Source organism: Candidatus Woesearchaeota archaeon (assembly GCA_016180285.1).
Taxonomy (GTDB): domain Archaea; phylum Nanobdellota; class Nanobdellia; order Woesearchaeales; family JACPBO01; genus JACPBO01.
Genome location: JACPBO010000008.1, coordinates 20,394 through 32,823, shown reverse-complemented (window position 1 = coordinate 32,823; position 12,430 = coordinate 20,394). Strand labels below are relative to the sequence as shown.

The 12,430-nt window shown below is 37.1% G+C and carries 14 protein-coding genes; 5 read left to right on the top strand and 9 right to left on the bottom strand.

The annotated features are described in order from the left end of the window. The 5 genes from HYU07_02560 to HYU07_02540 form a co-directional block, all read right to left on the bottom strand. Positions 1–722 (bottom strand): hypothetical protein (locus tag HYU07_02560; GenBank protein ID MBI2129098.1); only part of this gene is annotated, 722 nt, incomplete at its 3' end. A gap of 45 nt (positions 723–767) precedes the next feature. After that, positions 768–1,247: an Lrp/AsnC family transcriptional regulator gene (locus HYU07_02555; GenBank protein ID MBI2129097.1), complete on the bottom strand. Its 480-nt coding sequence runs from the start codon at positions 1,245–1,247 to the stop codon at positions 768–770. A gap of 108 nt (positions 1,248–1,355) precedes the next feature. Continuing rightward, on the bottom strand, positions 1,356–2,444 hold the full coding sequence (locus tag HYU07_02550; GenBank protein ID MBI2129096.1) for a fructose 1,6-bisphosphatase: 1,089 nt from the start codon (positions 2,442–2,444) through the stop codon (positions 1,356–1,358). Positions 2,445–2,581: 137 nt separating this feature from the next. Next, the gene (locus tag HYU07_02545; protein ID MBI2129095.1) at positions 2,582–2,914 is read right to left on the bottom strand and encodes a hypothetical protein; all 333 of its coding nucleotides are present in this window, start codon (positions 2,912–2,914) and stop codon (positions 2,582–2,584) included. A 124-nt stretch (positions 2,915–3,038) separates the two neighbouring features. Beyond that, positions 3,039–4,097, bottom strand: coding sequence for an Lrp/AsnC family transcriptional regulator (locus HYU07_02540; GenBank protein MBI2129094.1), 1,059 nt, complete (start codon positions 4,095–4,097; stop codon positions 3,039–3,041). A 135-nt stretch (positions 4,098–4,232) separates the two neighbouring features. On the opposite strand from HYU07_02540, the gene HYU07_02535 reads away from it, so the two are divergent. The 4 genes from HYU07_02535 to HYU07_02520 all read left to right on the top strand — a co-directional run bounded on the left by HYU07_02535 (position 4,233) and on the right by HYU07_02520 (position 8,021). Then, complete coding sequence (locus HYU07_02535) at positions 4,233–4,802, top strand: hypothetical protein (GenBank protein ID MBI2129093.1); 570 nt, start codon at positions 4,233–4,235, stop codon at positions 4,800–4,802. Further along, positions 4,803–5,663 (top strand): polyprenyl synthetase family protein, encoded by an 861-nt coding sequence (locus HYU07_02530; GenBank protein ID MBI2129092.1) that lies wholly within the window; start codon positions 4,803–4,805, stop codon positions 5,661–5,663. 193 nt (positions 5,664–5,856) lie between these two features. After that, positions 5,857–6,693, top strand: coding sequence for a nucleotidyltransferase family protein (locus tag HYU07_02525; protein ID MBI2129091.1), 837 nt, complete (start codon positions 5,857–5,859; stop codon positions 6,691–6,693). Beyond that, positions 6,675–8,021: a phosphomannomutase/phosphoglucomutase gene (locus HYU07_02520; protein ID MBI2129090.1), complete on the top strand. Its 1,347-nt coding sequence runs from the start codon at positions 6,675–6,677 to the stop codon at positions 8,019–8,021. Before HYU07_02525 ends, HYU07_02520 begins: the two co-directional genes overlap by 19 nt. Here HYU07_02520 and HYU07_02515 read toward each other — a convergent pair. The 4 genes from HYU07_02515 to HYU07_02500 all read right to left on the bottom strand — a co-directional run bounded on the left by HYU07_02515 (position 8,018) and on the right by HYU07_02500 (position 11,123). After that, entirely contained in the window at positions 8,018–8,476 is a 459-nt protein-coding gene (locus HYU07_02515) for a hypothetical protein (GenBank protein MBI2129089.1), read from the bottom strand. The genes HYU07_02520 and HYU07_02515 overlap by 4 nt on opposite strands. 122 nt (positions 8,477–8,598) lie before the next feature. Further along, a complete protein-coding gene (locus tag HYU07_02510) occupies positions 8,599–9,639 on the bottom strand; it encodes a hypothetical protein (protein MBI2129088.1) in 1,041 nt (346 codons plus the stop codon). 123 nt (positions 9,640–9,762) lie between these two features. Then, complete coding sequence (locus HYU07_02505; GenBank protein ID MBI2129087.1) at positions 9,763–10,245, bottom strand: flavin reductase family protein; 483 nt, start codon at positions 10,243–10,245, stop codon at positions 9,763–9,765. After that, entirely contained in the window at positions 10,236–11,123 is an 888-nt protein-coding gene (locus HYU07_02500) for a DUF1189 family protein (protein MBI2129086.1), read from the bottom strand. Before HYU07_02500 ends, HYU07_02505 begins: the two co-directional genes overlap by 10 nt. 185 nt (positions 11,124–11,308) lie before the next feature. Between HYU07_02500 and aroB the strand changes: the two genes are divergently transcribed. Further along, a complete protein-coding gene (gene aroB, locus HYU07_02495) occupies positions 11,309–12,430 on the top strand; it encodes a 3-dehydroquinate synthase (protein ID MBI2129085.1) in 1,122 nt (373 codons plus the stop codon).

Sequence of the window (12,430 nt, the reverse complement as noted above, 5' to 3'; positions counted from 1 at the left end):
GCTTCTAAAACATTGTAAACCTGTTCTGCATTTTTCGGCATCTTTTTTACATAAATTAAGATGTCATGCAGATGGTACCTGTTAACAGAGCTGACAGCTGCTGTTGATGTTCCTTTAAAATCATGCCTTACTGTTGAAACATCTTCTGCGTGATGGGATGGCTCGCTCGAATATTCCAGATCATTGATAACCGCGCCTTTCCTTCCGGGATCAGTGCTTCTTCTGATCAGGAAAACCTCATACTCCTTTAAGCCGAATTCCTTGCTGATTGCATCTAAAACACGTATCAGCCCATTCGTATTGCACGATACAACCCTTATTTTGTATTTGCCTCTTGCTTCATTGAAATTTCCCAAGCTGCTGAATGACGCATCAAAATCTTTATGTTTTTCCATGCCGTTGCCGATTATATAACGGCAGCCTAATTCCCTGTAAAGCTGAAAATTTGCTTTTGCGTCTTTTGTTGCGTCATCTGCAACATCAATCCTGCCAGCTAAGTCTGTTACAATGCCCTTTAACTTTGTTCCGTTCTTTTTTAAGTCATCATATGCTTTTTTATCCGAGGCAAAAATCGGGATTTTTCTTTCATTAAGCAGCTTAAGTTCGCTTGAAAAAAATTTCTCGCAAACAAGAACTTCTATGTTGTCCATTTCATTCATGTAGACAGCATTTCTGAATCCGACTTCTCCTGCACCGAACTGAATGACCTTTATTTTTTTCATTTTTACTCCATAGCTGCCGCTATCTTAAATTGATTTTCCATCCAATCAAACCAGCTCAAAATGCTCTGGCTTGCTCAAAAACTCCTCTTTTTTCAGCTCCTCAATAACATGGAATTTTTTTATTTCCTCAACATCAAAATTTTCCTCCAGCTTTTCAGCGAAAGACTCGGCATCAGCAAGGTCCTTAAAAACTGCCTCAAACAAAAAGTCAAATCCATAGTCCACCTTGTAAAGCGAGTTGATGTTAGGCTGGCTCATCAAAAACTCCTGCAGATTTTTTCTTGAATCCCTCTTTGCCCTGACAGCGAAATGAGCATTTGTTAAGTATCCTAATTTGCTGAAATCCAGCAATGCTATGCTTTTCTTTACCAAGCCCTTTTTTTCATGGATCCGCACTTTATCGTAGATTGTTGTTGCCGGAATGTTTGTTTCCCTCGCTATGCTTGTTATTCTCTTCCTTGCGTTGTTCCTCAGATGCGAAAGGATTTCCACGTCTTTTTTTGAAAACATTTTGTCCCACTCCATGAATATTCTAGGGTATGGCATAATTAATATATATTTTTTAACAATAAGAAAGATATTTTATCACTATTGGAGATATGATATATATTTGTAAAAATTACGCCGAGATGCTTAGGATTCTTCTTTCCATCTTTCATTAATCTTTTCCATCACGCCAGGCAGTGTCGTATATTCCATCTCATCTGCGCTTAATCTTGCCGGCTCGAAAGGCCCGTGTATCTTCATATAATCTGCAATTATTCCCGCCTTCCTTCTTGCCTGGTCAAAACTAGGGTCATCAAACATATCTACAATATGGCCCAGCTTCCCATTGTTCAGCTGAAATCCCAATGCAATAACCCTTGGAGGGCCGTCAAACCTTGTAGGATTTGCGTGCTTCAATGCAACAGGCATTAAAGGGCCATGATGAGAGCCGCGCATCCAGCCAGCTACCAGATGCGCGTGTGTGAATGGCTCTAAGAGCTCGCCAACTGCAGGAAATCCAGACTGCGCTCTTGTAATTAAAACAGGGTCATCCTTCCCAACATACCTTCCTGCCATCAAGCTCAATCTTTCAATGGAGCTAACAGCCGCAATTTCATTATCAAAATTCCTGAACACCCTTTTTATCACAAACCGCCCTGGCTGGCCAATCAATGCAAGCATGCTGTATGTGTCCTCAGGCAGCCTGAACATGACGGTCTTGTGCTTCACAACATCATGTACTTCGAATGTAAAGCCATGATGGAGTTTTGGGTCAATAACCAAGCCAGATGTCGAGAAAGGATCAGCAAATATCTTATAAAGCGGCAGATTCCATGCTCCTGGCTCTGTCTTATCAGCCATGAAAATTATAATGGGCTCTGATTCGCGCTCCTCAAACTCCAGTTCAGCAACACCTGGGCCCATTCCTTTTATATTTCCTGAAAAGCTGTCTTTCAATAAATCCTGGCCAGCCCCATAAAGCTTAAGCTGCTTTGCAAGCTTTGTGCCTTCTTCAAAAACATTCCATGCAATGCCATGTATTAATGGATTTTCAACACCTTTATTGTGGGTCATTATCAGCTCAAGGTCATCGCCGCAGTTTGTAACATGAAAGTCAGTAAGCTCATTTTTTTCCTTAAGAATGCTTTTTGCCATTTCAAGAATTTCAGGGTGCGATCTGGAATGCCCAACTAAGCCGCCAATGTCCGCTTTTATCACCGAGATTGTTGTTTTCATATTTTATCACCTTTTTTCAGTTTAAAGATTTTTGAATACCATTATATATTTTATCAATAGAAAAAATATTGGCGAATATTCTGCGGTAAAAAATATATTGTTTTCAATAAAAAAAATAAGAAACAAAAACAAACAAGCTACTTCTTAATCTCGCTCTCAATCTTCTTCAAAACCTTGTCTATTGTCACAAACAGGTTTCTTTCTATGGACTCTGCATTATAATGCGCTCCATTGTCAACAACTGTGCCGCTGATCTCAAACTTGTCGCTGCCTTCCGTGTGATGCACTTTTTTAAGGTTCAAATGCAGCTTCTCAAACTTAGGGCATATTTCAGAAAATCTTTTTGCATGATTGCCTACGATCTTCTTGAGAACAACCATTGTCGCAAAATCAATGCCCGAAAATCCGCTAAGCTCTATGTTGCCGCCCAGCTGCAAACTGGGATTTGCTTCGCTATTGTCTGTTTCCACTATGATCACCTCGCTATATGCAGGACTGCATGAATAGTATATTTAAATGTGTCGAAAAAATTATGCATCGATAAGAACTATGAACTTATTTACGAAACACATTGAAATTAAGCAACAATATGATTTAGCCTGGCAAAAAGGCAATTTTATAATCTCTTATGATCAGGAATATATCTATCGTATTGATTTGTTCAGGAAATTTTTGTTTCAGCTCATTAATGAACGCATTAAGGTGAAGATTGTTAGTGACGCTTACATTGATGGCAATTTCATATTGGCCGGTTGTCTTAAGGCAGAAGATAACATCTGGGTGAGCTGCCAGATAATTAAGGATCTTATTTTTTTCTTCGAATGCCAGATTATTGAGTTCTATTAATATGCCGTGAGTATGATAACCCAGCATTGATAGGTTTATTATAGGAAAAAATCCTATAATTACATTTTGCTCGATTAATTTTTTAATCCTATATTTTACGCTATCTCCGGATATTCTGATTTTCTCTTCTGCCTGTTTTAATTGCAGCGCGGAGTTGTTTGAAAGAAGGCTGATTATTTGCAGGTCTTTTTCATCTAAGTTGACTGGCGTCTGCACGTAGTCTATCTTTAAATGCTGCAGCTCTTTCATGAAAGATGAGTCTCCGATATGCTTTATCGGCCCAAATATCATGCCTTTTGAAAAGGATTCGGCCAGATGGGCATATTTAGGGACATCAAGTATAGTGCTGATTTCATAATGCTTGACATATGGTCTGAATTCATTCAGCAATGCCCTTAAGATTGCATCAAATTCATTAATGGATTTTGCGAATATGTCAAATATGATGTCATATTTTCCGAGGCATTTAAGAATGTAATGAGTTGCAGGATGGGCAATCAGCTTGCGAATCACCTCATCCTCTTTTGCTTCAGAAAGGTTCTGCATCTGCAAATAGACAATAAAAATCTGAAGCCCCAGCTTGGCAGGATTGATGATTGTTATATACCCTCTTATCAACCCTTTTTTCTCTAAATTTTTAATCCTATAGCGCACAACCTCTTTTGATAAGCCCACTAATCTTCCAATTTGAGTTGCAGCAAGCCTGCAATTTTTGCTCAGAACAGAAAGTATTTTTTTGTCTTTCAGATCAATTTTTGGCTTTTCTATGTAATCTACTTCTGTTGTTTTGCAGGCAAATTCTGTCATTTATTTACTAAATACTCATTGAATATATAAATTTTACGTAAAAGATAAAAAAATAGCCAATACTATTTAATATAGTTTTGACTATCCTCGAGGAGTTAATAATATGCAGTTTAGTTATGATGGAAGAAGAATGAAATGAGAGAAAATAAACAAGACATATTAAGATTTGAAAAAGAATGGAAGAAATTAGCTGACATAGATAAAATAGAAAGAGGCGTTTATGTATTGGGCGGGAATTCTGCATCAGTGTACACTTCAAGAAATCCGATTGCGCTATTGGGATTTTGTATAAAAAAACCAGACTGCCTCTACAGAAGGAAAAAAGATTGTGATTTTTTATCAGACAGCTGCAATGACTATCAAACAAAAACCATTTGTGAAATATTGCAGGAAAAGAATATTCCTTTCTACTTTGTTGTAGACTTTGAAGATATCCAATGCGCCATAGATGACTTTCATGAAAAAAATAAGGCTAACTCTTTGGACCTTTGCATAGCATTGTGCTGCCCAAGAGAGTTGACAGCAAATAAAAATGATGCTCATTATTTTATAGAAAAATATAATGCTCCGCTGCTTGCATTTTTAATAACAAATTATGGGGAATGCAAGATGAATGGCAAATCATCAAGGCAATTTGATGGGCAAACTGAAGTTGATACAGACCAGCTTAAGAGAGTTTTAAATATGTATTTTAAGAGGAAGTGAATGACACAAACAACAGATGATTTTATTGCCAGGAACAAAGAAAAAATAAACATAGAGCTTGAAAAGATCCTTGACCAAGATAAAGATGCCCTAGGCGAAGAAACAAATGAGGCATCAAAATATACTGTATTGAATGGCGGCCATAGGTGCAGGCCATTGTTGACACTGGCAACTTACCGAACACTGAAAATAAATTGCCAGGAAAAATATCTTCCTAAAAAGATACTAAATGCTGCATGTGCAATAGAATTAATCCATTCGGCATCCTTGATTCATGATGATATCATGGATGAAAGCAATATTAGAAGAGGCAAGGACTGCTGCCATATAAGATATGGCAATGCTATTGCGGAATTAGCAGTGACCTATTTGGTAAGCCGTGCATATGAGCTGTTTAATGCAGCAAATAAAAGGCCGGCTTTGGAATCGGCCATTTCTGCTGTAAAGAGCATGATTCATGGGCAATCACTGGATACTAGCTACAAAGTAAAAGATGAATCTAGCTTGCTAAATGCCCATAAGCTGAAATCTTCAATATACAGATTAGCAGGTGAAATTGGAGCAATCTTTTCAGATGCAGGCTCTGAAATAATGACAAAAATCAGCAGGTACTCTGAATTATTGGGAATTGCATACCTTATGCACGATGATGTCATTGATGTTGAAGGAACACCTAAAAATACAGGAAAACCCAATGGCCAAGATAAAAAACTAGGTAAATTCACTGCAATAGACGCATATGGCATTGAGGGCTCAAAAAGAAAAAGGCAGGAATTGGCGGATAAAGCAGCTGCGGAAATATACGATTTGAGAAATAATACGATATTGTTGGGATTCGTAGAGCGAATGAAAGTAGGTTGAGCTATTAAAAATGTCAGAATTTTCCATCCAGTCTTTACTGGTGGCAGAAAGCCAACCTTTTTTGTATGTGGAAAATTATGTTTGAAAGAGTAGAATCTCGTTAAATATTGACATAAACTTGTGATTTTGTTCTTTTTATTTGATAAATACAAATCCACAAACTATTTAAATGTATTACTTTGTATTACTTTCTATGAAAAAGAGAATTTGCGTTACAATTGACAAAGGCCTTGTCCAGAAGATTGATGCTCAGATCGACAACAAAAGGATAAAAAACAGAAGCCATGCTATTGAGCTTCTTCTTTCAAAGTCAATGGGCGACCATGTGCCTAAAATTGCCGTAATTCTTGCTGGAGGGAAGGGAACAAGGCTAAGGCCGTTAACATACATCATACCCAAGGCATTAATTCCTATACACGGCAGGACAATTACAGAGCACATCTTTGACCTGTTTAAAAAATATGAAATACATGACGTCATAATGGCGGTGGGCCATATGCGGCACAGAATAAAGCTTTTCTTCGGAGATGGGAAAAGATTTGGAATGAACCTGAAATATATTGAGGAAAAAAAGCCATTGGGGACAGCAGGCCCATTGCGAATGGCCAGAAGATATTTTAAAGAGGCATTTATTGTTTCAAACGGAGATGAATTAAAGGATATAGACATTGCAGACATGTATAATTTGCACAAAAGAAACAATGCTTTGGTTACAATCGCATTGACAACTGTAAGCGACCCTTCACGCTATGGCGTTGCAAAATTAAGTGGCAACAAAGTACTGCAGTTCGTTGAAAAGCCAAAAAAAGAGGATGCGCCATCAAATTTAATAAACTCTGGCTTTTACATCATTGAGCCGGAAGTCCTTAATATGATTCCAAATGGATTTGTGATGATGGAAAGGGACATTTTCCCAAAGCTTGCAAAAATGGGAAGGCTTTACGGCTATCCTTTCTCGGGCCAATGGTTTGACACCGGAAATTTCCAGAGATACAGCACAGCATTGAAGAAATGGAAAGGAATAAAATGAGCGGCATATTCAAGGCATATGACATAAGGGGAATTTACCCAACTGAGCTAAGTGAAGATGTCGCCTATAAAGTCGGAAAGGCATTTGTCAGCCTTATAAAGCCGAAAAATGTTGTAATCGGCAGAGATATGCGCCTAAGCTCTGATTCACTTTTCAATGCTGTTGCAAAAGGAATAACTGAAATGGGCGCTGATGTTATCGAGATCAGCCTCTGCAGTTCTGACATGGTTTATTTTGCTGTTGGCTTTTATAAATATGATGCAGGAATAATGATAACTGCTTCTCACAATCCGAAAGAATATAATGGATTGAAATTTGTAAAAAAAAGCGCCGTGCCAATAAGCTCTGAAACCGGGCTTAAAGAAATTGAAAAAATGGCTGAAAAAGATGATTTTAAAACTGCAGAGAATAAAGGCAAAATAATAAAAAAAGATGCAATGCAGGATTACATTAAAAATATCTTAAAATTTGTCGATGTTAAAAAAATAAAGCCGTTAAAGGTTGTTGTTGATGCCGGCAACGGGATGGCTGGCAAGGTAATGCCTGAGCTTGCAAAGCATCTCCCCATAAAATTAATTCCGCTTTATTTCAAGCTCGACGGAAATTTCCCAAATCACATTCCTAATCCTGTTTTTGAGGAAAATACTGCTGAACTCAAAAAAACAATAAGAAGGGAGAAAGCTGATCTCGGGCTTGCTTTTGACGGCGATGCTGACAGGATTGGGCTGATTGATGAGAAAGAAGAATACGTTTCGGGCTCCTTGACAACAGCATTAGTTGCTGAAAAGATGCTTTCAAAGCATGCTGGGGCGAGGATAATTTATTCGAGCATATGCAGCTGGGTTGTTCCAGAAACCATAAAAAAATGCAAAGGAAATCCAATAATGGCGCCTGTGGGGCATTCGCTTATTAAGCAGTGGATGAGAAAATATGATGGTTTGTTTGCAGGAGAAAGTTCGGGCCATTATTATTACAGGGACAATTTCTATGCTGATTCCGCCTTTATAACAGCTCTGATTGTCATGGAGCTGATCTCTGAAAAAAATATGCCTTTATCTGAGATCTTAGAGCCTTATAAAAAATATTTTGCAATAGCGGAATTGAATTTTGAAGTCAAGGACAAGGATGCAAAGATAAAAGAAGTAAAGGAAAAATACAAAAATGGCAAAATAAATGACATGGATGGCATAAGAATTGAGTTTGATGACTGGTGGTTCAGCGTAAGGGCATCAGGAACAGAGCCTCTGCTGAGGCTGAATCTGGAAGCGAAAAACAAGAAGCTGATGGAAGAAAAGACAAGGGAATTAAAGAAAATAATAGAAAGCTAAACAACTCCGAAGCTCATTCTCGACTTCAGGTTTTTATCTGAAACTTCAATATTCATGCTGTAAAGCCCCTTTTCATGCGGGTTTTTTATATTAAAATATTTTAGCGGAATTGTTATTGTTCTGTTCAAGACCATTTTACCGTCCTTTAATGCATAATCAACACCCAGATCAGCAAAAATATTCCTCAGGCTGAATGTTTTCTTTTCATTCTCAAAAATAAAAACACTTATTGTTGTATCTGAAGGAGCTTCATCAAAGAAAAGGGTTATTCTGCCGTCAACAATGCTGTTTGCATAGTAATTCATTGCATTAAGCTCGAGCTTCAGGGACGCCTTCAATTCTATGACAGCAGCGCCTGTTATGCCTGTGTCCCTGTACTTTACAGCTATGATAACCATTAAAATTGCAAGAAATGATGCTGAAGCTATGATTATTTTTTCAATGTTTGAATGCATTTTAGTATAATTGGCCAGCTATTATTTAAATGTTATTTAATTCTTCAATTTTCTGTTGTAATGAATTCATCGCCGCTGATGTGCAGAATCCTCTTTTCTTTCTTTTTAAGCTCAGATTAAAATTAATCCCTGAAAATCAATGGCTTAAATTGCTGAAGGCTGGCGGGATTTGAAGCTGTTTCAATTATATTCTTGATAGATGCAACATAGTCGAGTTTTTGGTGCGGGGATTTCATCTCTAGTTCGACTAAAATCATGATCTGCCCCAAACCGAGTACTTGACCGTCCTCTATTGTAGAAAGTATTTTTTGATAATGCGCTTTATCCAGCGTAATATCCTTGCCCTTCATTGGCTGAGGAAAGTGATAGTGGAATATCTCCCCTTCATTATTAAACGCTACTGAAGTAGGCGCTACTGGATCCTTGCGGCCAAAACTAATCGATGCATTTGAGCATTTATCCTCAATATGAATGTCCACTTCAATATCTTTTTCTTGTATTGTAACCTTGTAGTTTATCTCGAGGTATTTTGCCTTGCTTATTTCCTCTCCTGTTTTTACACGATAGTTTAAAGACGAGTATAAATCTCCAGCCCTGATAACTTTTTCTGCGGAGGTATGATAACTAATATCCCTGTAACAACCGGCATTTTTATCAGAGACTTCTTTAATCAAATAACCGCCTAATCTTCTGCCCCTTAGCCATCTGTCATTTTCAATCAACGGCGGCATTGATTGATATCTTTTAAGATGCCTTATTAATCTTCTCTTTAGCTTCCTTGTTCCTCCGAATATTTCTTCTATTTTAAGTTCACCATCAATGAGCCTTCCTTTTTGTAAACTTATGCAATCATAAAAACCGGAGTAATTAGGAACAACCTTTTTGGATGATGTTAATGTTTCTTTTTCTTTATCAAAGGGCAATACTATTTGCAAACCACAACCTAATTCATATATTACCATATGTGAGTGTATTGGGCTGGCTAATAGAATTACACTTTCCACATCTAATCCTTTTGATTCTTTTATGATTTCTTTAAGGTATTTTTTTGCATCAAGTATCTTACAGCCATAAGTGCCAGAATCAGGAAAACAGCTAGGAAAATCACTTTTCTCTAATTCCCCTACTTTTTTTAATTTTAACACATCGTCAATAGTTTCCATCTGAGGAAATAGGAAATGAGCAGATATATTTAAACCTTTTGATGGGTACACCACTAGAGAATGGTTCATATGTAATATGTTCTGCGCAATTTTTAATAAAATTAAAATAAATAAACAAATTATTTAATTTTCAGTCGTAACAAATTCATCTCCGCTTATATGAAATATTCTCTTATCTCTCTTTTTAAAATCAGATTTCAGGATTTTTCCTATGAAGATAATATGGTCGCCTGTTTCAAGCTCATTCACAACCTCGCATTCAAGGTATGCAACAGCTTCTTTTATTCTGGGGCAGTCAACCTTCTCTGCTTCCTCTTTTGTTAATTTTGCCTCTTTGAGTTTATCCATGAATCTTCCGGAATGCCTGCCGCAAAACAGCACTTTCTCTTTTAAGCTGAAAGGCACGAAATTAGCGACAAAAACCCGGGAATTCCTGATCATATCGCAGGAGAACCTCTGCTTGCCTATTGCAATCACATAAAGCTCTGGCTCAAATGAAGAAGGCATGTGCCAGTCTATTGCCATTACATTGTCTTTTTCTTTATGTCTGCATGTAATGAGAATTGTCTGCCTTTCACCGCATATCTGCAAGAAATTTACTGCCATAGTATGTAATCATCATCTTTTTTCGAGCTTACTTCAAGCTTTTTCTTTTTTATTACGCTGCTTTTGATCGCTTCAATTTTTTCAGTCAATCCCGCTCTCAGAATGCCGAAGACCATAATGACAGCCAGCAGGATCAATGTTGCAAGATAAAGCCTGGAGCCAAGAGCCTGCGCAAACGGAATTAAATATTTTCCAAGGCCGTAGGGAATTGCAATGATCTCTATAAACAATGGCGCAGTAGAGGCAAAAAATGCTATTTTCAGGATTTTTTTAAAGCTTATCTCAAATCTAAGCACCCTGACAGCCATAAAAGCAATTACTGAAACTGCAAGCATTATTATCAGGTATTTTATATAAAACGACGCGTAATTTATTATCAATACGCCCGGAATTATTATAATAAACAATGCTGCGATAAGATTTGCAATTCCGCTTTTATGGCCCAATAGGTTACGATAAGAGCTTGTGTTGAATTTTTGTATGCTGTTGAACGGCCTAAAATAAAAGAAATCCTTTGTTATCAGGACTTTCTCGCCAGTCATGTTCCTTTCGCTTACGCTTCCGTCAATTATTATCTGCGGATCATTCTCCAGCAGAACAATCGGCTGCTTTGTTTCGAATGTTGCATTTATAGAAAACACATCGACATTATCGAGCTGTTCACCTATGTAGCCGCGCAGGAAGAATAATCCTGGAATCGCTATGATGCACATTATGATGGTGCTCCAGAGTATAACCAAGGCAAGGTATTTGAAGCAGTATCTGAAAGAGCTTTTTGCAAGATCAGAATAATAAAACGGGTTGATGCTTTTAAGCGTGTTTTTCAATAGCTCGTTGTTAAGAACTTCTATAAGCCTTCTGAATGACCTGAATCTCATATTGCCTCTTTTTAGTTTTATTTATGTTTTAATTTCATTCACTAGTATAAATATTTAATTATTTTGAATTAAAACGCATTTATTTGACAAATTTAATTTTAATTTCACTCAAATATGATGCAGTCATTACTTTTAAGTTAAATAATGAGAAAAATTTATAAAACGCACTTCATTTTACTGGAAAAATGGTTACAATAACTAACAATGCTATGAAAATAAGCCTGGTAAGAAAAATCGATGATTCTTACGATATTGTTTTTGGCGCAAATCTCTTTGCCATAATTGCGAAAGAACTGAAGGAAATGAAATATGGCTCTAACTATGCCATAATAACTGATTCAAATGTTAAGCCGTTATACGGACTTTCTTTAAAAAACGCTTTAGATGGAGAAGGCATTAAGTCAGATATATTCCCTTTTGAAGCTGGTGAAAAAAATAAAACCAGAGAAACAAAAATAATAATTGAAGATCAAATGTTAGAAGCAGGATTAGGCAGAGATACAATTATTCTTGCTTTAGGCGGCGGTGTAGTGGGAGATTTAGCTGGTTTTATTGCTGCAACATATTGCAGGGGAATTCATTATATCCAGATTCCAACGACAATATTGGCTCAAGCAGATTCTTCAATAGGAGGAAAAACAGCAGTTGACACAAAACACGGAAAGAATCTTATAGGTGATTTTAAGCAGCCAAAAAAGGTTTACATTGATGTTTTAATGCTTGAGACATTAGGCAGAATGGATGTTAGAAACGGATTAGCTGAGACAATAAAACACGGAATTATACAAGACGCAGAATTTTTTGAATATCTTGAAAAAAATATAGACTTGCTGTTGGAAAAAGATAAAAAGTCTTTATTATACATTGCAATGCAAAACTGCAGGATAAAAGGAAATGTTGTTGAACAAGATCCAAATGAAAAAGGGCTAAGAAGAATTTTGAATTACGGCCATACGGCGGGCCATGCTATAGAAAAACTAAGCTGTTTTAAACTAGCGCACGGAGAATCTGTTTCTATTGGAATGATGGTTGCCGGAAGAATTGCTAATCTTCTGGGTTATTTTTCAGAGCCGGAATTAGCACAACAGGAAAAATTGCTGCAAAGAGTTGGCTTGCCCACAGAAATTCCTAAAGAGATTTCTAACGAGGAGATTATTGAAGCTACAGCAATAGACAAAAAAGCGCAAGGCAGCCGCGCAAGATATGTCCTTCCACTGGCAATAGGAAAAATGCATGAATTTGATGGCGCATATGCAACGTATGTTGATAATTGTGTTGTTTTAAAAGCTCTTCAAAAGACAAGATGA